Origin of the sequence: Bacteroides sp. GD17 (assembly GCF_038448625.1) — a bacterium.
In the GTDB taxonomy this organism is placed as follows: Bacteria; Bacteroidota; Bacteroidia; order Bacteroidales; family Bacteroidaceae; genus Bacteroides.
The window spans coordinates 1-23,237 of the sequence record NZ_JBCEZS010000001.1; the positions used below are offsets into that span (position 1 = coordinate 1).

A 23,237-nucleotide genomic window follows, 5' to 3' on the forward strand; every position below is an offset into this window, starting at 1 on the left:
CCCTTCCAACAGGTCGTTCAGAAAATCAATCAGCAGGTTCTTTGTGATAGACTGCCCGAATATTTTTTTAAATCCTATATCGGTAAAGGGATTGATAAATTTACTCATGCCTTTGTCGGCTTTATTTGTTACCTGGCACAAATATAGAGCTTTATTTTGTATTATAGACTTTGCCTCTTTGATTTTTAGACAACGAACTTCAGCTTCGGCACAACCCCTTCAATATATCATCCAAAGAATCTTCTTTCGACAGCTTCATTTTCTTCCTCATCCGCGAACGGACCACATTGACACTACTCCGGTTGATGCCCATAATCAGAGCAATCTCGTCCGTGCTCTGATTCATGCAGATAAGCATGGCAAGCAGTTCTTCGTTACGCGTCAGGTTGGGATAATCCGCCCTCAGATTGGGGAGATAGGAAGGATGCAGCGCGGCAAACGACTTTCTGAACATGTTTTCATCGTCCTTACTAAGCAAACTCTGACCGGTAAGTCGGCGTATAGTCGTCAGATTATGGTCGATCTCGACTTGCTCTATCTGCTCGGCCAACAGTGCATTGCGCCGGTCCAGTTCCTGCCTACTGGTCATAAGCCGGCGGACTTCTCTTTCACTGTGTTCTACAAGCAATCGGATCGTCTTTCTCTTATATATAAGGTAACCGATGGAACCGGCAAGCAGTATCAGCAGACTCAAGGAGATGCAAATGTTATGGAATAACTGCTGCTGCTGTATCTTTATCCGGGTAGAAAGCAATTCATTTTCCTTTTCTTTCTTTCCGGTATTAAAACGAATATTGGCTGCTGCAATGGCACGAAGTTTCTTATCGGCACGGAGCGAATCGACAAACACCTGGTTACGGTTATAGTAATGCATGAAAGCATCGTTCATATTCATCTGCTGAAAATACTTCATCAATATCCGGTTGGCAGCCTCCTCGTTTTCTACCATATTCATGGAAGCAAAACCGGCAGCGGCCTTTTCTATCAAAGCAATGCCACGTTGTGTCTGTCCGGTTCGCTGCATCACCTGCCCCAAATAGAATTCCAACTGATATTGAGCCCATTTAGGCATGTGCACGGTATCGGGACAAATGCTCAATCCAAGTTGCAACGCCTTTTGCAGCGAATCCGGGTAATCCAGATAGGCCTTGACCATTTCAACCTTGTTCACAAGGACTCCTCTGAAACTTCCTATATGTGCAGATACCTGCCCGCCCAGACTCAAGTAATGAAAGACCGAATCTCCTTTCTTCATCAAACTGAATATTTCCGAACGATACCGATAGAGGTCACCCAGTCCGAAACTGTCTTTCAACAACGAGTAATGCAGGGCTGTCGAATTCTGCTCCAAAGCCTGTTCATATAGTCCTAACTCTGTATATAGATTGGCCTGTTCTCCATAAGCCATCACAACATCCTGAGGTGGAATGCTGTCATTATAGCTATCGATAACCTCTTGGTTGGCAGCTATTGCCTTATCATATTCTCCCATCATATGATAATAAATGCCCAGACGGGATATAATACGGAGAATATGGGGGTACTTACCCCCGTTCCGATAAACCTCTACTGCCTTTTCAAGTATCCGAACCGCTTTGTCCACATCATTGCTGCAATAAACATAGACCCCGCTTATCGCTTCGGAACATGAAATAAAGCGCTCCGCATCCGTACATTCGGGAAGTGCCAGATATGTATCGGCCCATTGAATTGCCTCCTGATTATTTCCTGTCCACTGGCAGAGCTTTGCTTTATTCACCGGGAGCTCATACCGGCAGCTCTCTTGCCAGAAAGGAATCCTCTCAAGACTATCCAGACAAGCAAGTGCGATGGTAAACTGCCTGCTGTTTGAGTAAGCGTCAAAAAGAAGTCCGAATAATCGGCGGGCATATTCAGCCTGTGTTTCATCAATAGATATCTGTGCAGCGCTCTCCTGCAAATTATACATCTTCTGCAATACTTTACCGATTACCTCGTGCTCTTTCCGTTCTTTTAACAAAATCTCTATCTGATCAAGATTCTCCCGGCTCTCCGTACTTTTTCCATTATCCTGCGAATTCGTGCTTCCTGTACACGCCACCAATAGTGGGAAAAACAATACTATAAAGAGTTTATAATTCATGTTCTAATTGCTATTCTGTTATTTTAGGCAAAAATACAATTAGCATTTAAAAGTGTAATGCAATGAAGCAAGTTTTTCTACCCCCTTTAATTACTGATTATCAGTAACATAATCTTTTGTATATCATATTGTATATTACAGAAAAGCAACTATCATTGGTATTTTATACAATTTTGCAAGTAGAAAAACCAAAATGCAAAAGCACAAAGGGACTTCTATTTTAAAGAAAAAAGCAGAGAATTAAATTCATCATCAGCTAATAAAGAGCTTTAATAAAAGCAAACAAACATCTAAAGTTATGATCAGAAGAAAAGGAATTATTGCCTTGATGGGCGTATTATGTTCCTTCAGCTTGTACGGACAAAACGTAGCCTTGAAAACCAATGTGGTTGCAGATGCTACTTCGACCATCAATCTTGCTGCGGAAATAGGTATCAAGCCCAAAACTACATTAGACATCTACGCTAACTACAATCCCTGGTCTCTGGGAGGTAACAAACAATTCAAGCATCTGCTTCTGCAACCGGAATACCGGTTCTGGTTCTGCGAACGTTTCAACGGGTCTTTCTGGGGCATTCACGCGCATGCGGGAATCTTTAATGTGGGAGGCGTAAGTATGCCTTTCGGCATGTGGTCTAAACTGAAAGACTACCGCTACGAAGGAGAATTCATCGGCGCCGGTCTCTCTTACGGCTACCAATGGGTAGTAAACCGCCACTGGAACGTGGAAGCCAACATCGGAGCCGGCTATGCTTATATCCACTACGACAAGTACAAATGCAAGAATTGCGGCAAATTGCTGGAAAAGGACAAGCATAAGCATTACGTAGGTCCCACCAAGGCGGCAATCAGCCTCATCTATTTATTCTAAAACCACATCGACATGAAGAAATTGCTCATCATAAGTGCCATACTCCTCAGCGGAATGCTGAAGGGGCAGGAACTCTCTGCACAAGCAGTACGCACAGAAAATGTAGGGGTAGAAGTCCGGTCGGACAACAACCTGCACATTGATATGAACATCATCCTCCCGGCGGACCTGAAGGTAGGGTCCAACCGCATGATGATTTTTACTCCGGTAGTACGCAACGCCGATAAGGAAACTGCCTTAACCCCCGTCTACGTATACGGCCGCAAGCGCAAGATTGTAAACGAGCGCAAGAATATCCGTCCGCTGGAAGGCAGCCAGACGGTGCTGCGCAAAAACCGTGAGGAACAAGTGATATCGTATAATGTCACCATTCCTTATTCATCCTGGATGAAAGGTGCCGACATCGTACTGGAAGAAGACCTCTGCGGCTGTAGCAACGAGGTGACAGACAACAACAAGTTGCAACTGGCACAAGTCATCTTGCCCGAACCGCCCGTGAAGAGCGAACCGGTAGTTGTTGTACCGCCGCCGGTAAAGAGAGAGCCCCAGTTCCTGATGCTGGAAGGCAAGGCATTCATTGACTTCCCGGTCAATAAAGCAACGATCAACCCGCAATACCGGAAAAATCCGACGGAACTGGCAAGCATAGACAATGCAATCCAGAGCATCGGCATACAGAACATCCGCCGCATCTACCTCCACGGATATGCTTCGCCCGAAAGCGCGTACGCCCATAACGCCAGTCTGGCACAAGAACGTACGCAGGCATTGAAGAAATACATCCTCGACAAGTATCACCTGGACGACTCCATTTTCGTCACAGACTATACTCCCGAAGACTGGGAAGGCCTCATCCGACTGGCCGAAGTATGCGACTGGAAAGAGAAAGCACGTATCCTCGAAATAGCCCGCAGCAGTGCAGACCCGGATGAGAAAGAGAGACAACTGAAAAGCCTCACCGGAGCTTATCCGCGAATGGTTCAGCAGTGGTTCCCGGCATTGCGCCACACCGACTACCGGATAGAATACGTCGTGAAGAAAGACACCCCGAATCAACAATAAACGGAAACTCAAAAGAAATGATGAAGAATAGCTATAAAATAGTGCTGCTGGCCTTGCTCTCACTCGCTGCAACGGCCTGCATCAAAGACGGATTCGACTCCGACAACTGTCCCGGCGAGTTTGTTATCACCGTTGATTATCCCGATGGAACAGAACCCGGTACTAATGTAAATACCGTCATCACCTACCCCGACGGCACCCAAAAGCCTGTTGAAATCGGAAAAGACAACCCGCTGGACCTGGACGAAGGAAGCTATACCGTAACCTCCACCACAGGAACCACCGGTAATGCCATTGTAGAAGGAAGCAAAGTAACCGTGGAAACCAACCCGGACGGCACTGCCAAAGACCCCGATGACTTCTTCGGCGGTTCTACAGAGATCACCGTAGGCCCGAATGCCGACGACGGCGACAAGTCCTACAAAATCCCCGTCATTCAGCAGACGCGCCCGCTCATCATCAAGGTGAAGTTCGTCGGAAACAACGTCTCATTGGTAGAAGCAGTAAGCGGAACGGTAGACGGCATCGCCCTTTCACGCGACCTGAGCAACGGTTTCCCCCCTGCCGACGGCAAGCCGAGACACTCCGTCTACCAATCGGGCAGCATAGCCTACAGTTTCAGCAAGACCGGTACCGGACAAGAGTTCCTGTCCGAGACACACCGTCTGCTGGGTATTGACGGAGACGCCGAACAGCATCTCAAACTGAGCATCCTCTTCAGCGGCCAGGCCAGTAAGGAGTACGATTTCAACATCGCCCGTGCCATGGATGAATTCCACATCACAGAAGTCACCAAACCATGGACCATCGAAATCACCATCTACCTGGGAGCCGACTTCAGCGCCACCATCGAAGACTGGAAGGCAGGTCCCGACATCTGGATGGACGCCCAACATTAATACCGATTCAAGTAACAGAAATAAATAATACACATATTGAGATATGAAAACAATTTTCAATAGAAACGTTCTTTATGGGGCATTGATAGCCCTCGCCGCCGCTTCGTGCTCGGACGACAAGACAGATTCCAACGACAACAGAGTAGCCATCCGCGTCTCTGCCGTAGCGCAGACACAGACCAAAGCTGTGAACAACGTATGGAATGAAGGTGACGTGATCGGCATCAGCATGATTGACCCGCAAAACGGAGCAATCATCTCGCCGTATGCCAATTACGACTATGTGACCAATGGCGACGGAAACTTCTCTCCCGCCCAAGCCTCCAAAATCATCTATTTCCCCGTAGACGGCAAAGGCGTTTCCTTCAAAGCCTACTATCCTTATAAAGCCACTACCCCCGAAAGCCAGGTATTGCCGGTATCGGTGAAAGACCAAACCTCGCAAGCCGACATCGACCTTATGACGGCCGAGCACCTGTCGGGTACTTCCATCGACGATCCTAACGTGAAGCTTCACTTCTACCATCGCCTTGCCAAAGTCTTCGTCGACCTCACCACAGACGAAACCGGCTTGATAGACCTGAAAGGCTGCAAGCTCACCGTCAACGGACTGAAGACAACCGCCTCCTACGACCTGCTGAACGAAAAGCTCATTGCCGACGAGGCTTCTACAGCCGCCGTCAACATACCGATACACGACGGCCAGGGCGAAGCCATCTGGTTGCCCCGTGCAGCCGGCGAAGGCGTCACCTTCGAAGTGACCACCGCCGACGGCGGAACGTACACCGCCCGCATGGATGCCGACCTGGAACTGAAAGCCGGCTACAAGCATACCTTCCATATCCGCCTCAAGAGCACCCCGATCACGGTAAGCGCCACCATCGAAGAATGGGTGGAAGGCCCGGAACGCAAGACGGACGTCATCCGCCTCGTAACCGGACTGAATGACAGCAAAGGCTTCGAACCCAACGACACCCTGCGCCTCTATCTGAAAGACGGCAGCCAGAGCGACTTCGGTTACACCTCTACCTACACTTACGGTGCAGACGGCAGTTGGAGCACCCCCGTCCCGACATACTGGGAAAGCATCGTTTCCGACCCCGCCCCCTTCCGCGGAGCTACCGTCATGGCCAAGAAGCTGAACGAGACACAGATGGACGATATCCTGGTTTCCAAAGATGTGGACGTAGCACAATACACCGGCATCAACCTCGAAATGCAGCATGCCGGCTCCAGAGTCATCATCGAACTGCAATCTACCGACGGTACTTTCAGTGCCGACGACCTCAAGAATGCCACCGTTGTACTGCCCGATTATCTGAACACCGCCTCTCTGAACCTTGAGAACGGTGCATTTGTTCCCGGCAGCACCAAAGCAGACATCACACCCGAAGGCGGCATCGCCATCTTCCCCCCGCAAACCATTGCCAACGGCGGCTTGATAGCCCAAATCACCATCAACGGACGTACCTACGACGTGAAGGCCGACGAACCCGACGGATTTGAGTTCAAGGCAGGCGTATCCAACAAACTGACCATGGATATGCACAAATCGGAAATAAAGATGAGTGCCGTCATCACCGACTGGAGCGAAGAAACACACGAATTCCAAGACGTACGTATCGACACCGCCATCCTTAAAGATAACGGCGGAGACCTGAAGGATGGCGATGAACTCATCATCTTCTCCGGCAATGAAACCAGCCGCACACAGAAGGGCGACCACTTCACCTACAATGCAGGTACCAACCAATGGACATACAGCGACGCCCAGCACCCGCTTTACTGGGAAGACATCCCCGTGACCGATGATATTTATGGATTCATCGAGCGTCCGGCTGTTTCCAATACTCCGGGCAGCAACCAGTCCGCCGACTACATCATCACTCCCAATCCCGTAGAAAACGGTGGCGGAGTAACCAATACCGCCTTGCACCTTGAAATGCAACATGCAGTGGCAAAAGTGATAGTCATCCTCAAGTCAAAGACTTACTCATTGAGCGACCTGAAAGGAGCTTCCGTTGTACTGCCCCAATACATCACCGGCGGTAGCATGGACAAGGGAGTGTATGTGCCGGGCAACACGAAGGCCGACATCACGCTGGACAAACTGGCAGAAGTAGTTGCAAAAGGCTATGTAGTAGACTCTACCTATCTGCAAGCACAAGACATCGCAGCAAACAGCACCGTAGTCAAGCTCGACATCAACGGCAGAGTTTATGAAGCCAAGAAAAACGAAGTGATAAAGTATGAAGCCGGAAAAGCTACAACGCTGATTCTGAATATAGAAAAGACAGGCATTGCAGTAAGTGCATCGGTTAATCCCTGGGATGTGAAACCGGCCGTTGAGTGGAATGATGCATTGTTCTTTACCGTAAAAGATCCTACATCAAGCGGATTCGAAGATGGAGACGACCTCAAGGTCTATAAGGTAAACAGCTCTTCCAACGTAACAGAAGGCAACACCTATTCTTACGAAAGTGGAAAAATCACATCTACCACTCCATGGTACAGAGACGACTTCTCTAACGGCGATAAGATAAGCGCCGTATTCCCGAATGCTCCGGAGGTTGCAAATGGCAGTAACACCATGCCTTGGACTACCGCAGGCAACAACGACCACAGCCAGGACGTATTGGTTGCAACCGATGGAATCATCAAGGACAATGATACCGAAGTAGCGCTGACCTTCAAGCATGTATTGAGTAAAGTAACGGTGAATATCATTGCCGGAGAAGGATTCTCTACAACCGAACTGGAAGGGTGCACAGTTTCATTGAATGACCTCATCATAAACGGTACCATCAATGTAGCTACCGGTCTGGCTGCCGCAACCGCAGGAGGAACCAAGGGCAACGTCAGCACAACAAAACTGGCTACTCCCAATACAGTTGCCGGTAAAGACGTAGCCGCCAGTTACGAAACCTTTATCCTGCCTCAGACCGTAGAAGTAGTTGGTAAGAAGACTTTGATTACCGTGGAACTGAACGGGAAGACCTACGAAGCAGAGATAGAGACAACGCAGGAATTCGAAGGCGGACAGCATTATGTCTACCACATCACCCTCTCCAAGACCGGATTAGAGCTCCACGCAACCGTAGCCGGTTGGGGCAACGGCGATGAAGGTGAGATTACCATTGAATAACCTATAAACCATCTTAGAACAATGATGAAAAAGTATAGTATATACATAATGGGTATAGGAGCGCTTCTCCTTTCCGGTTGCAGCAACGACACGCTGCAACCGGAAACGGACGGAGAACGTTCCCCTATCACTTTCAAAGCCTCGGGCGTCAACGTTTCTATAGAAGAACAGACGCAGACGAGAACAATAGGTGACAATTTTCCTTATAGCGGAGAAATTGCGATTGTAGCTGCAAATGCCACTGCTGCAACCGCTGATTGGAGCAACTTATATATGGACCATAAGCATGCTACTGCCGCCGCAGAAGATGCAAATGGGAAACACACCGTTGTCACTGAAGGCAGCGATGTCTATTATTGGCCTTTCAACCCAGAAGAATACCTTAGCTTCACGGCATATAGCCCGCGCGAAGGAGGAACGTTGGCCATCGAAAGCAGTAGCAGAACCCAATTAAGGGTTTCCCCAAATTCAAACACCACTTCTTCCGATCCTTATATCGACCTGCTCTGCACACCGGTGTTAGGGAGATTCAATAAAACACAGAAAAGTGTAGAACTGCCTTTCAGCCATGCCATGGCTCAGGTAGAAATTAATGTGATAGCCATCGATAAGGAAGGTCACGAAGTAAATGTTCCTAATCCTCCAATAGCTGTTGAGAAGCTTACATTAAGTACCAAAATAGAGGAAGGTGTTTTCGACCTTGCAGTTAATGAATGGAAATTCGATGCTCCACTTGCCGCCCCCAATGAAATCTGCACACTTATCGAGAATAAAAGCATTCCACTGGCAAATAAAGTTTCTTGCCTGCTGTTTCCAAGTACCAATGATACAGATATGACCGAAAACGTACAAGTCAATATCACACTGAAAGATGCTTCGGGATCTGTTAGTTACTCCTACCCTATCAGTGCTTTCCAAACAACGGGCAATGTTCCTGTAACCCTCAAAAGAGGCAAGAAAACAGCTCTTACCATCAAGGTGAGACTGAAAGACATTTCTACCGGAAACAATACCATCACTCTGCAAGGAAATTTGGAGCCGTGGGATTACAAAGGAGAAAGTAAAGTAACCATCGAATAAAACAAAAAGAAAATGGATATGCTGAAACATATATATAAAGGAGTATTCGGTGTCTTGCTGATAGGCTTTGCCGCCTGCACCACCGAACAACTGGAAGATGACCTCACTCCGGGCACTACTCCCATTCAATTAAGGGGAGCAGTGACACGAGCCGGCGGACCAAATGGCAACTTGAATGGATATTCAAACCTTTATCTATCTGCCACAACGGGCAGTGGAGGAACTACGGACTTCTTCAATAACATTGCAATTACAGGAATCACAACCAATACTACAGACAATACAAAGTCTGATTTGGAAACCGGCGTGTATTATCCTTTAAATGAAGATACGGAGATTAATCTCTATGGCCACACCGGAGCAGTTACGGGTGGGAAGATGAACTTAACATCTGGAACAGACATTACAACCAATGATGTACTTATCAGTAATGGTGCGGATGGAAAGGGAACATCAGGTTCGGCCAAAGATCCGGTTGAGTTGCTTACTTTTCGGCATGTGATGACGAAGCTGGAGATAGCGATAGATGTCACTGATGACGATCTGCAAGAGGCTAAACCTACCGGTATTAAAATCCAATTCGGAACCAAAGTAGCCTCGAAAGGTAAGTACGCCCTGACGACCAAAGCCGGAGATGCAAATGATAAATCGACCGACAACAGCGGAACGTATGAATTGAGTACAGGCATCCATTATTTAGTTCCTACCGGAGCGAACTTGACGGGACAAAACATCATCACATCCCTCCAGATTGACGATTATGAAGCCACTCCTGAAGATTGTGCTGCAATAACAGTCCCACAAGCCGATAACGGCGGTGTACAATCCGACCTCATCCTAAGCCCCGGCTTATCCTACAAACTTACATTTGTAATCAAACGACTGAAAGTAGTAGGCATCAAAGTAACCATGAATCCTTGGAACATAACAACCTCCGGAGACAAAGAGTGGGGATATGAACCACAGATGGTCAAAATGGACGTGACCGAAGGTTATGAGAACAAGGGTGCCAAACTGATTAACAAGATTGTACTCCATTATAAACCTGGCAACGGCAGCACTTACCAATATATCGGCAGTTGCGAAACAGTAGACGATGTTGTAAAAGCCAAGTTCCTGACATTGCCGGCAGATCTTACAAGCGGAACAATGACGGCAGACTTATATACCGAGAACGGACTGCTGATAGAGGGGCACACTATTACTTATGATAATAGTGACGACGCCTTCAAGATCGCATTGAACGCCAACGGAATGACAAAGGCCTCGGACGACTATTACGAAGTCGCCACCCCATTGCAGTTCTACAACCTGATGTCTGCTCCGGGAACAGACAATGCCGGTGATAAGTACAGACTGACCAAGAACATCGATATCAGCAGTTTGTCACTCGACATTCCAACGGACAACGACTTCCCTACCGGTGGAATCTTTGATGGAGACGGATTCAGCATCCTGCACCTCTACCTGAAAGGGAATGGACTGTTCAAGGAGAATAGAGGAACACTGAAAGGCATTCATCTCGCTTTCAGTACCATTAATACCACTAGTGGTGATTATGTAGGCAGTCTCTGCTCCATCAACAACGGAACCATTGAAGGTTGCATCAATGAAGCGGATATCACAGCTACAGGCACACAAGTAGTAGGCGGCATCTGCGGACAGAATAACGGAACCATCCTCGCCTGTCTCAACACCGGAAACATTCCTGCAGGGAAAGAAATCGGCGGTATCTGTGGAGAGAATGCAAACGGCACAGCCGATGCAATCAAAGCCTGTATCAGTGTAGGTATGCTGCACGAAAGCAGTAACCACGGCACAGATACAGAGAATGTAGGAGGTATATGCGGACTGCAAACTACTACAAAGAACAGTAGCGCAGTTATCACTTACTGTCACTGGCTGACCGGTTCGGCAAGGCCTGTGCAGGGAAGCAGTGAAGAAAAAGCGATTGGAGGTTTTGCATCAACGATAACAAATAGAGACAATTATTGCACCGAAACCTGCAACATGACGGAGACATTGCTGCGCAACGAAGCTCCGGACAAGTTGAATACTGTACTTACCGAATGGAAGTTTGAATGGACAAATAATGGCGGTGGTACTTACAATACCGTATGGCCCATCCCTGTAAAACAGCCTTAACCATTAATAAAACAATAATATGAACGGAACAATGAAATATATAATGTATATCGGGGTGACGATACTACTCACCCTCTGCTTCTGCGGATGTTCGGACGACGCCATAGTCGATACTCCGAAAGGAGACGGTGCACTGCTGAATATGTACGTCAGTATGAAGCCAACTACGCGACTGGCGGAATTGGGAAGCATCGACGATATGTTTAAAGACGATTATAACAAAGGGAAACAGGATGTCGGCCTCTACATCTATTACGAAGATGATTACAACGGTAACCCCGATGATACTAAAGGCGACTTGAGCAAACCTTATATCCGCAATCTGAGATGCACGTACACGAACGGTAAGCTCACTCCTGTAAACGGAGAACCCATTTACATCTACGACCGCATGACCATCGTAGCTTTCTACCCATACAACGAAGAGATGAGTAAAGAAGAGAACTACTTTGCGAAACCGATTGATGAGAAAGCCTACCCCATCACCGAAAGCGATTACTCAAAGCAGCACTATATCCCCTATCGTGCCACCACCACCGTGAACCCTACCAACGCTTATATGATAGAACTTGACTTCAAGCCTCAACAGACTTGCAAGATAGAAGTGGTGCTGGTATCGGATGATCCGGCTAAGTTCCCTCAAAGCAAAAATAATACTAACGGAGACATAAAGCTGGTGCCGGAGATAGACAGATACGAAGGCCCTTATGATAGCTCTGACCCCGCCAAAGGCGACCTCCGCGAAAACTGGCTGGATGCCATCACGGACTTCCCCGAATCGGGTACACCCGTCGGTGGAAAGTACGCCCGCCGCTACACTGCCTACGTATGGAAAAGTAGTGAAACCAATCCACATCACGACGGCTATACACACCACAATAACATCATCGAGAAAAGAGACGTCATCTTTGAAAGTGACAAGCTGATACTGAGAGCCTCCAACCGAGTAGACCTCAGCGAAGAAACCGTATACCGCTATGGCTATAACCTGGAGACGGGTGAAGTATTTATCCCCACTTCGGACAGGCTGGTATACGACGCCCCAAGCCTGCAAGCCGTGAATTTCGACGAATACCGCGCCTACCAGGTGTGCGATGTTGACCTTAGTAAATTAGCCACAACTTGGACACCCAAAACAGCCTTTAAAGGCACGTATGATGGAGGAGGACATAAAATAGAGAACCTGAGCATCACTGCCACTACCACGGAAGAATCCCCCTCAGTCGGTCTTTTTAGCAATATCGCTAGTACATCTACGCTGATGAACATCGACTTGGTGAACCCGACAATCACAGTGACCTGCAGCAACGATACAAAAGTCGTCAGTTACATCGGCGCATTGTGCGGCATCGTCAATCCGGAACTGACCGAAGAACAGAAACGGAAGATGATTGAGGATAGCCTGCCCAAAGAACTGTCCGGTCCTGTTAAAGAGGCACTGGTACAAGAAAGGCTGAAAGATTTCGGCAATACCACTTGCTACGTACGCGGATGCAAAGTAACCGATCCTGTTATCACCGTGAAAGGCGAGAACGCACGCGTAGGAGGTCTTTGCGGTGGCGCAGGAGGCACGGAACAGAAGGTGCAAATCAAGGACTCGTATGTATGGCAAAGCAGGACAGATGAGCTTTATACCGGCATTGCCGTCAATGCGGCAACAGAAGAGGATAAGGAGAAGTACACCGCCGCCTATGTTGCCGGATTCTGCGGCACACTGGCCCATGGAGAAATCAAGAACTGCTACAGTACGATGGAGGAAGTACATGCCTATATAAAAGGAACCGGTACGGACGATGGAGACCCCGCTTCGGAAGACGTTGCACAAGGTTTCTACAACCCGGCTCCTGCCAAAGAAGCAGGCAGCACGCTTTCCGTAGTCGGATGTTACACCCGAAAAGAAGATACCAATGCAAGTGTAGAGAACTTTGCAACCGGATGGCCCACCAACTGGCCGCTCTTCAAGGATGATGGAGACAGGACAAACCATGGAGACACCGGGTATAACTCGGAAGCATACCCTGTCTATAAATGGACAGACTCCTGGTATGACATGGGTGTCCAAGGTAGCACCTATCCTACCTTAGTGTGGGAACATCCGCTTACTATAGAACTCTAACAGACAACAGACTGATATGAAAAGACATAATATTACCACCTATCTGATGGCAGCGATACTGGGCAGCATGATCTGCACCGCCTGCCAGGACGAAGATACCTTCGATAGAAAAGGAGAAGCGGAACTTTCGTTTGCTCCCGACGTACAGAGAATAGACAACCAGGAGACGATAACGCGTGCCATCACCGACGGCGGATTCTTCAAAGAAAACGACAAGATAACCGTAGAGATCTCCACGAACCACAGCAGCCAAGCAGAAACGCTGGACTATACGCTGAACGATAAAGGCATCTTCACCGGAAGTTTCCGCTTCAGCCTGGACAACACCTACATCACAAGCCTCAAAGCCAAATGGCCGAGTGAAGCCGTATGGAAGCAAGGCGTCAAGCTCGACCAGCGGAAGTTGGAAGACTATAAGCAAGCCGACCGCCTGGTGACCCCCGAGGATATGGATGACTTGAAGAACATCATGCCTACCGCCGAACCCGTTCCCCTCAAGTTCGAACATGAACTGAGCCGGTTCAGCTTCCGCATGGCAGGACAGAATGCCAACGGACTGGACATCCAGTCCCTCATCCTGGAACTGCAATACGACGACCCCGACGATGGTAAAGACACAAAGCTCCCCGGTGCCTTCTGGGCCTATTGCGATCCTAATACGGGCAATGCAAGCCTGATACTGGTGCCGGGCATCGAAATCAAAGGAAATGGCGCCGGATTCACAATTGTGGACGGCCGCTACATGATAGGTATGGCAACCGTAGGTAAGGGTAAGGATCAATACACCGGAGGAATCTGGCTGAAACAGGATGTCGCCGTCACTCTGAAACGAAACACCGATTACCTCGTCACCCTTACCCCCGAAGGCTACGACCTGATGGCTACCATCGAGATACACGGCTTCGGACAAGGTGAAGGATTTATAGGAGTACCCGAAAAACCATAAAATAGAATGATTATGAAACAGATTCAACAGATAGCAACCCTCGCCCTTGCCTCCCTCCTCGCCCTCAACCTGAGCGGATGCAGCGAAAAGGACGAACCGGCTGCAACAGATACAGAAAAAGGTATTGCCATAGAAAGCATTAACGCCGTAATGGAGGGCATGGAAAGCAACAACGGAGGAACTGTAACACGGGCTACGACACTAACCGGGTTTTCTGTGAATACAAATGCAGACCCTACTATAGCAAAACCGGAAGAGCGTACCGATTGGAAGATGGACTTCACCATGTACAACAACAATCCCAGCAGCAATAATCCCTATGCAGACGGCAGCTTCACTACCACCTACAATAGTAGTGAGAATAAGTGGAAAGCACCCGAAGGCAAGTATTTCCCCAATTACTATAAGCCGCAAGCAAAAGCCATCATCTATCCTCAGGGCTGGACGGACGCAACAGAAATTGAAAAAGAGCAGAGCACTACCACCGCACTGCTGAAACAAGACATCCTAATAAAGGGTAAAGGGCCGATAGATGTAGCACACAATTTCACTATTACAGTCAGTCATAAGCACAGCATGCTGGACTTTGTGATAGCGGATGTAGTGGCTGAGGATATAGACGAAGTAACAGTTTGGATAGGGGATAAAGAGTACGCCCCCTATAAAGTCCCCTCAGTTCAGGAATATATGCTTATCCTTCCGGAAGGTACAAAAGAAACAAAAAACAATCCCGTAGTACAGATAAAGACTAAGGCTAATGACGATACCGGTTCCTCCGCTATCACCTACAAGCAGACCATCAAGATTCTGCAAAATGAAACCGCTACTTTGGGCAGCAACAACTGTTACTGCTTCACCCTGCAAGGCACCGACCTGAAGATCTCCCCCGTCACCATCCTCAACTGGGCCACCGGAGAATCTCTGCCGGGCGAGTACATTGCCGTCACCGCCTATCCTACTTTCAAAGCAGAAGGCTATGCCGGTAAAACATATTACTTCTACTACGACAACAAACTGACCGTAGGTGGTAAACCCAAACTGCAGGAGATAACCTTCAATGAAAATGCGGAGTGTACCATCAAGCCGGACGGACGCGTCCTGACGCATATCTATGCCAAGGACCAAGTAGATGACATAGCGGGAAGCGAATACAAGACACCGAAAGAAAGTACCACCCCCTTATTCGATGGTACTATCATTCTAAATGAAATGGTAATTGACTTAGTGACCCGCAATGCCCTGCCCCAAAACCCATAGTCCTCAACCCGTTTCTTTATAATAGAGGCTGCCTCGGATAGAATAGTATTCTATTTTGAGGCAGCCTCATCTATAAGCGTCGGAGAACAAGGCATTATCTGTACAAAATGCTATCAAAATGCACGTTCTGCTGACAAGTGATGTCTCGCAGAAGAGGCAAAATAGAGAAACCAAATGCAGAACATCGGATGAATATGTGATTTTACTGCATAAACAACTCCTATTATACCGGATTTATGCAAAAAAAGTTCTCCTTGACGGGACAAACACAAGACTCTATCGCAACAAACACCAGCCTTTGTTGAGTCAAACACTAGTCTCCGTCGTGCTAAACACCAGTCTCCGTCACATCAAACACCAGTCTCCTATGAGAAGAAGCCTTTTCCTTACTATATACAAAGCCATTTTCCAATTATTAGAGTTGTACGTATTTCGCTATCCACCATTCATTCAACAAGATACAGCTTTTCGTTCTCGAAATTCCGTCCTCTTCTGCCATGGCCCGGAAATAAGCCATTCTCGCAACGCAGAAAATACAATTTGTCACTCTGTCCCTTGACAATAACGGTATGCTCAAGAACATGTATTTCAAGCAATTAATATTACAACAGAATCATTACCTTTGGAAAATTTTAGAACAAAAAGATAAGGCACAACTTCGTCCTATAGAGGAGTTTAAAAAGAATAAAGGGCGGGAACTGGCAAACAACCTTAATAATCGTATAGTATGAAAAGCAGCAAACTAAAACAAACTACTTTATTGCCCGATGATATGGCAGACCTGTATGAGTCTATCCTCAAATCATTGCCGCTTACCACCTTTCTATGCGACAGGGAAAAACGGATCATCGACCTTATCAATCCTACCTCCCTGTCACCCACAGACTACCACCTCGAACAGTACATCGGCAGCAATATCACAGAACTGCTCCAACAGCCCGATTTTCCCCTGCACGACATCCTGCTGAAATTTGATGAAGCCTGCGACGAAACGGTGCAAACCGGAAAAAGCGTAAAATTTGAATATACATTCAAGGATGAATGCTTCAGCACAGAAAGCGCCTTGCTCGGCGAGAAATACATCGTCTTCCATATCCGGAATATCACCACCGCACTGAAGGAGCAGATGAACAGCCGCAACAAGCTCATCAAGCAAAACGAGCTGATAATGAACAACGCCAACTGCGGATTCATCTACATCACCCCCGACTACAGGGTGGCCTGGGAGAATACCACCAAAGCATTGCCACCGGAATTTGCGGATGGAAGCTACTTCTATGAGGTGGGAGAACTGTGCTACAAGAATGAATACCGGATGAAGAATTCGCACACCCGCCTGTTCGTGGAAAAAGCGTTCAAGGAGAAGGTTGTGCAACGGGTTGAGAAATGGATAGAGTCGCAGATATGGATTGAGATGACCGCCACCCCCGTCATTGCTCCCGATGGGGCGGTGGAAGGAGTGGTGCTTAGAATAGAGGATATCTCCGAACGCATCAATCTCCGCAAAGAATCGGAAAGTCTGAACAACCAGATGAAGACCATCGTCAACACGCTGCCCGTCGGCGTGGAAATCTATTCGCCCGACGGACAGCTTGTCTTTGTGAATGACATCGAATACGAGATTTTCGGGGCAGACAAGGAGACAATGGACATCAGCAAAGTGACCATTCAGAACAATCCGAACTTCTCCGACCGGCTGAAAGAGGATGTAGCCAAAGGGCGGGAAACTTATGAACTGCTCCCTTACAACTTCGGAGCGGTAAAGGAATCGAAGTTCTACGACACCACGCAAAACGGCACCAGCTATCTGGAATACAAAGGCAGACCCGTGATAGGCGCTTCCGGAAAGATGGAGAATTACGTCTTCATTGTCCGCGACGTGACACGCGAAAAGGAGATTAATGACGAACTCCGCCAAAGCAAGCATAAGACGGAACTGGCCATGAAAGCGGCGGACATCATGCTGTGGGAATTCGACACGCACACACGGTCGTTCACCTGCGAGAATGAACCGCTGAACGGATACAATCATGCCAATCCGCTTTCCAACGATGACTATACGGCCGCACGTCATCCGGACAATCAGGAACAAGTGGACGAAGTATTCCGCCGGATGTGCGCCGGCGAAGACTGGTCTTTTACATTCGAATCCCGCGTCATGCTCCCCGGCTACGACGAGTGGCAATTCTGCACCATCAATGGTTCGCCTTACGAGAAAGACGCCGACGGCAAAGTGACAAAATACATCGGGACGCGCAAGAATACCACCGAACTGCAAAAGAAGAAGCAGTTGCAGGAAAATATCCTCAACAGCATCCCCGTCTCCATCCACATAAAGGATGTGGCCGACAACTTCCGCTATGTATTCTGCAATGACGAAAGCAAGCGCCTCTTCGGTACGGACGAGGAGAAAACCACTTACGACGTGATGGATGCGGACAAAGTGGCCCGCATCGAAAAGACGGACAAGGAGGTCTTCGCAACCGGCAAACCTTACTTCGGGCTGGAACATATTGAATTGAGGGACGGCCGCGCCTACGACACACTGGTACGCAAAAGCCTCATCTACGACAATAACAAACCCCTGCTGCTCAATGTCCGTTGGGACCAAAGCCTGCAGAACGACTTGGAACGCCGCGCCAAAGTGCTCGACATCTCCATGGAGGCCATGAACGCCTATAGCTGGTTTTACGAACCGGATAAAGACAAGATAAGCTTCGGCGAAGGTTCCGACAAGATAGGTCCGGATTCTTCACAATACGACACGTTGGACAAATTCATACACCTCGTCCATCCGGACGAAAAGCAGCTCTTCCGGGATTCCATCGACAGCCTGCTGAACCACGAAACCAACCAGTGGAACGTGGAATACCGGGCGGACCTGAACCAAGACGGCATCTACGAGTGGTGGCACACCCGCGGCATGATGGAGACAACGGTGCGCGACGAAATCCCCTATACCTACCTGTTCGGCATGACGGTGAACATCGACCGGCATAAACTGGCCGAACTGACACTGCTGAAGAACCGGGAAGAGTTGAACCAGCTTGTCATGCAAAACGAGATGATTCTGAACAATACCAACTCGGGACTGGCCTACATCACCACGGATTACAAAGTGCAATGGGAGAATATTTCCGTCTGTTCCGCCAGCCTCTCGCACGAGGCTTACAAGAAAGGCGAACTCTGCTACCGAAGCGTACACGGACGCAGCAAGCCGTGCGAAAACTGCGTGATGAGCCGTGCGCTGCAATCCCACCAGATGGAACAGATGAAGCTCACCTTCGATAACGGCAACACGGTAGAGATATTTGCCACTCCGGTATTCAGGGAAGACTTGTCGATGGACGGCATCGTGATCCGCGTAGACGACGTGACCGAACGGGAACGGATGATTAAAGAATTGCAGAATGCGAAGGCCCTGGCCGAACAGTCCGATAAACTGAAATCGGCGTTTCTTGCCAACATGAGCCACGAAATCCGCACTCCCCTCAACGCGATTGTCGGGTTCTCGGGCCTGCTGGCCGACACCGTTTCGGAGGAGGAGAAAGACGAATATCTCCAAATAATCAACGTCAACACCGACTTGCTGCTGAAACTGATCAACGATATCCTGGACCTGTCCAAGATAGAGGCCGGAACCGTTGAACTGAAATACGAGGATTTCGACCTTTCCAGGTATTTCGATGATATGGCAGCTGCGATGAAACAACGGGTCACCAGTCCGAACGTGCGTCTGATAACGGACAATCCTCATCCGTATTGCAAAGTAAGGCTGGACAAAAACCGCATCGCGCAGATTATGACCAATTATGTCACCAATTCCATCAAATATACTCCGAAAGGCTTTATCGAAATGGGATATAAACCGGTGGACGAAGGCATTCTGCTCTATGTGAAGGATAGCGGAATCGGCATTCCGGATGAGAAAAAGAATAAAGTATTCCATCGTTTTGAGAAGCTGGACGAGTTTGCACAAGGAACCGGTCTCGGACTTTCCATCTGCAAGGCAATAGCCGAATCGATGGGGGGCAGAGTGGGATTTGAATCGCAATATGGCGAGGGTTCGTGTTTCTGGGCTATCCTGCCTTGCTTTGTCAAAACAGAGAATGAAAGGAAGACGGAGAAGTATGCTTCACAAAAGACGGAGGCAGGAACAAATACAACTGCCCCGAGCGAAGTGTTATCTCCTTCCGTCAAAAAAAAGATTCTGGTAGCAGAAGATATCCAGAGCAATTTCCTGCTCATTTCGGCATTGCTGAAGAAGCACTTCGACTTGGTAAATGTGGTAAACGGACGTGAAGCGGTAGAGGCTGTCAGAAACAGGCCTTTCGATCTGGTTCTGATGGATATGAAGATGCCGGTGATGGATGGTCTGACAGCTACAGCCGAAATACGAAAGTTCAACGCCGACCTCCCTATCATCGCCCTTACCGCCCATGCCTTCGATACCGACCAGCAGGCGGCACTTGAGGCGGGATGTAATGAATATCTTGTGAAACCCGTCGACAAATCTAAACTGATAGCGGTTCTGAAGAGGTATTGTTGCAGGAAAGGATGACAAAAACAGAAATGAGGCTGTGTTGTTGAACAACACAGCCTCATTTACTATAATTCATCTGCTATAATATTGAGGCAACCTCTTTATATTACTTCAATATACTGTTTTTACCAGTTTTTCTTCATCACCTCGAAGTAAGCCTGCGGATGCAAGCAAGCCGGGCAAACCTGGGGAGCTTCCTTACCGGTGTAGATGAAGCCACAGTTGCGGCATTGCCATACCACTTCGCCTTCCTTGGCAAATACGCTGGCCGTTTCGATGTTCTGGATGAAAGCGCGGTAGCGTTCTTCGTGTCCCTTTTCAGCGATAGCGATGTTGCGATACATCAAAGCGATTTCGGGGAAACCTTCTTCATCGGCAACGTCGGCAAAACCGGGATAATCCAATGACCATTCTTCGTGCTCGCCGGCAGCAGCTTCCTGAAGATTTTGCAGTGTGGTACCGATGATACCTGCCGGATAACTGGCAGTAATTTCTACCATGCCACCTTCCAACCATTTGAACATACGCTTTGCGTGTTCCTTTTCCTGATCGGCTGTTTCTGTGAAGATAGCAGCGATTTGTTCGTAACCTTCTTTCTTAGCTGCACTTGCAAAGTAAGTGTAGCGCATTCTTGCTTGTGATTCACCGGCGAATGAAGTCAGCAGATTTTTCTCTGTCTGAGTTCCTTTAACACTTTTAGCCATAGTTTCTTTTTTTATTAGTTAATGTAATTACGTATAAATGTCGTTCGTATTGTCTTTTAACATCACAAAATTACGAATTAAGTTTCAAACAAACGTAATTTTACTTCATCGGATTTATCTATCGGACGATAAGAATTTTCTATTACCCCCTCTATAAGCAAACCCAAAGAAGATGCCTTAACACATTTTATCCCATACAGGTTACTACTTACAACAAAAAACAATAACTTTGTGTTCAAAGTATTCACTAAAAAAAATCGACTATGAAGAAGCTCGTCAAACTTTCGGCTTTACTACTTGTATTATCAGCCTGCTTCAGTTCGTGCTTCACGGAACGCTCTGTTGCCATAGACCAACCCCGAAACAACAAAGACTACACCGTACACTATCTTTTTGAACACGACGGGTGTAAAGTTTACCGTTTCTATGATTCATGGTCGAACAGCTATGTCTACTTCACCACACAAGGTGGTACTACAAGTATCCGAAGAGACTCAACCCATCGCAGAACTTCCACGTATAGCATACTGAACGACACACTCAGAGTAAAAAGAGCAGAATAATTGCAACCATTTGCATTATTTTACCTAATTTTGCAACTTCCTTTTCAAGAGGACAAGTCACAATAGGTAAAATAAAGATTTTCTGATTACAAATGAAAGCGTTCGAATTCAAACCGAAGCTATACACAGCTTTAAAAAACTACTCGAAAGAACTATTTATGGCCGACCTGATGGCCGGTATCATCGTCGGTATCGTTGCCCTGCCGCTTGCCATCGCATTCGGTATCGCTTCCGGCGTATCGCCCGAGAAAGGTATCATTACGGCTATCATCGCCGGATTCATCATTTCAATGCTGGGCGGAAGCAAAGTACAGATTGGCGGGCCTACGGGTGCGTTCATCGTCATCGTCTACGGCATCATCCAGCAATATGGAGAGTCGGGACTGATTGTTGCCACGCTGATGGCAGGCATTATCCTTATTCTGCTGGGTGTATTCAAGCTGGGGGCAGTCATCAAGTTCATCCCCTATCCTATTATTGTAGGATTCACAAGCGGCATCGCCGTCACCATCTTCACCACACAGATTGCCGATATCTTCGGGCTGACGTTCGGAGGAGAAAAAGTTCCCGGTGACTTTATCGGGAAATGGATCGTTTATTTGCAACATTTCGATACGGTGAACTGGTGGAACACGGTGGTAAGCATCGCCAGCATCTTTATTATTGCCATCACACCCCGCTTCTCGAAGAAGATACCCGGCTCGCTCATTGCCATCATCGTGGTAACCGTAGCGGTGTATCTGATGAAACAATACGGAGGTATCAACTGCATCGACACCATCGGCGACCGCTTCAGCATCAAGGCTGAATTGCCGGATGCCGTGATGCCCACCCTGGACTGGGAAGCGGTGAAGAATCTGTTTCCCGTTGCCATCACCATTGCCGTACTGGGAGCTATCGAGTCTTTGCTCTCCGCTACCGTGGCCGACGGTGTGATTGGCGACAAGCACGACTCCAATACGGAACTGATAGCGCAGGGAGCAGCCAATCTGGTTACGCCGCTATTTGGCGGTATTCCGGCTACCGGAGCCATTGCCCGTACTATGGCGAACATCAATAACGGAGGAAAATCGCCTGTAGCCGGTATGGTGCATGCGGTGGTACTGCTGCTTATACTGCTGTTCCTGATGCCACTGGCACAATATATCCCGATGGCTTGCCTGGCAGGGGTACTGGTAGTGGTATCTTATAATATGAGTGGCTGGCGCGTATTCAAGGGATTGCTGAAGAATCCGAAATCGGATGTTACCGTACTGCTCATTACCTTCTTCCTGACGGTGATTTTCGACCTGACGATTGCCATTGAAACAGGATTGGTCATTGCCTGCGTACTCTTTATGCGCCGTGTGATGGAGACTACCGAAATATCAGTCATCAAAGACGAAATAGACCCGAATGCAGAGTCGGACGTTGCCCTTCACGAAGAGCATCTGATGATCCCCGAAGGCGTGGAAGTGTACGAAATAAACGGCCCTTACTTCTTCGGCATCGCCACCAAATTTGAGGAGGTGATGGCACAGTTGGGCGACCGTCCCAAGGTACGTATCATCCGCATGCGCCAGGTGCCTTTCATTGACTCTACAGGTATTCATAACCTCACCAGCCTCTGCGAGATGTCACAGAAGGAAAAGATAACCATCGTCCTCTCCGGTGTCAACGAAAATGTGCACAAGGTATTGGAGAAATCGGGCTTCTACACGCTGCTGGGCAAGGAGAATATCTGCTCGAATATTAATGTGGCACTAGATCGGGCTAAGGAAATAGTAGAAAGTGTGTAAAGACTT

15 protein-coding genes are annotated in these 23,237 nt (G+C 48.0%); 12 read left to right on the forward strand and 3 right to left on the reverse strand.

The annotated features are described in order from the left end of the window. A partial coding sequence (locus tag AAE250_RS00005; protein WP_342288708.1) for a PD-(D/E)XK nuclease family transposase occupies positions 1-108 on the reverse strand: 108 nt, incomplete at its 3' end. 91 nt (positions 109-199) lie between these two features. Further along, positions 200-2,122, reverse strand: coding sequence for a tetratricopeptide repeat protein (locus AAE250_RS00010; protein ID WP_342288573.1), 1,923 nt, complete (start codon positions 2,120-2,122; stop codon positions 200-202). A gap of 298 nt (positions 2,123-2,420) precedes the next feature. Between AAE250_RS00010 and AAE250_RS00015 the strand changes: the two genes are divergently transcribed. The 10 genes from AAE250_RS00015 (at position 2,421) to AAE250_RS00060 (ending at position 20,204) form a co-directional block, all read left to right on the forward strand. Next, positions 2,421-2,993 carry a DUF3575 domain-containing protein gene (locus AAE250_RS00015; RefSeq protein WP_342288574.1) on the forward strand — a complete coding sequence of 191 codons (573 nt, stop codon included), beginning with the start codon at positions 2,421-2,423 and terminating at the stop codon, positions 2,991-2,993. A 12-nt stretch (positions 2,994-3,005) separates the two neighbouring features. Next, positions 3,006-4,055, forward strand: a complete 1,050-nt coding sequence (locus AAE250_RS00020) for a DUF3868 domain-containing protein (protein ID WP_342288575.1) — start codon at positions 3,006-3,008, stop codon at positions 4,053-4,055. Positions 4,056-4,072: 17 nt separating this feature from the next. Further along, a complete protein-coding gene (locus AAE250_RS00025) occupies positions 4,073-4,954 on the forward strand; it encodes a FimB/Mfa2 family fimbrial subunit (protein WP_342288576.1) in 882 nt (293 codons plus the stop codon). Between the two features lie 43 nt (positions 4,955-4,997). Beyond that, a complete protein-coding gene (locus AAE250_RS00030) occupies positions 4,998-8,099 on the forward strand; it encodes a fimbrillin family protein (RefSeq protein ID WP_342288577.1) in 3,102 nt (1,033 codons plus the stop codon). Between the two features lie 21 nt (positions 8,100-8,120). Beyond that, complete coding sequence (locus AAE250_RS00035; protein ID WP_342288578.1) at positions 8,121-9,179, forward strand: fimbrillin family protein; 1,059 nt, start codon at positions 8,121-8,123, stop codon at positions 9,177-9,179. Between the two features lie 18 nt (positions 9,180-9,197). After that, positions 9,198-11,324, forward strand: coding sequence for a fimbrillin family protein (locus AAE250_RS00040; protein WP_342288579.1), 2,127 nt, complete (start codon positions 9,198-9,200; stop codon positions 11,322-11,324). Positions 11,325-11,355: 31 nt separating this feature from the next. Further along, entirely contained in the window at positions 11,356-13,440 is a 2,085-nt protein-coding gene (locus AAE250_RS00045) for a fimbrillin family protein (protein ID WP_342288580.1), read from the forward strand. A gap of 16 nt (positions 13,441-13,456) precedes the next feature. After that, a complete protein-coding gene (locus tag AAE250_RS00050) occupies positions 13,457-14,386 on the forward strand; it encodes a hypothetical protein (protein WP_342288581.1) in 930 nt (309 codons plus the stop codon). Between the two features lie 12 nt (positions 14,387-14,398). Continuing rightward, the gene (locus tag AAE250_RS00055; protein ID WP_342288582.1) at positions 14,399-15,643 is read left to right on the forward strand and encodes a hypothetical protein; all 1,245 of its coding nucleotides are present in this window, start codon (positions 14,399-14,401) and stop codon (positions 15,641-15,643) included. Between the two features lie 1,531 nt (positions 15,644-17,174). Then, on the forward strand, positions 17,175-20,204 hold the full coding sequence (locus AAE250_RS00060) for a response regulator (protein ID WP_342288709.1): 3,030 nt from the start codon (positions 17,175-17,177) through the stop codon (positions 20,202-20,204). A 107-nt stretch (positions 20,205-20,311) separates the two neighbouring features. On the opposite strand, the gene rbr is transcribed toward AAE250_RS00060, so the two are convergent. After that, on the reverse strand, positions 20,312-20,890 hold the full coding sequence (rbr, locus tag AAE250_RS00065; RefSeq protein ID WP_342288583.1) for a rubrerythrin: 579 nt from the start codon (positions 20,888-20,890) through the stop codon (positions 20,312-20,314). Positions 20,891-21,153: 263 nt separating this feature from the next. On the opposite strand from rbr, the gene AAE250_RS00070 reads away from it, so the two are divergent. Together AAE250_RS00070 and AAE250_RS00075 are read left to right on the forward strand one after the other, a co-directional pair. Next, entirely contained in the window at positions 21,154-21,453 is a 300-nt protein-coding gene (locus AAE250_RS00070; RefSeq protein WP_342288584.1) for a DUF4884 domain-containing protein, read from the forward strand. A 92-nt stretch (positions 21,454-21,545) separates the two neighbouring features. After that, positions 21,546-23,231 carry a SulP family inorganic anion transporter gene (locus tag AAE250_RS00075; protein ID WP_342288585.1) on the forward strand — a complete coding sequence of 562 codons (1,686 nt, stop codon included), beginning with the start codon at positions 21,546-21,548 and terminating at the stop codon, positions 23,229-23,231. Positions 23,232-23,237 lie beyond the last annotated feature (6 nt).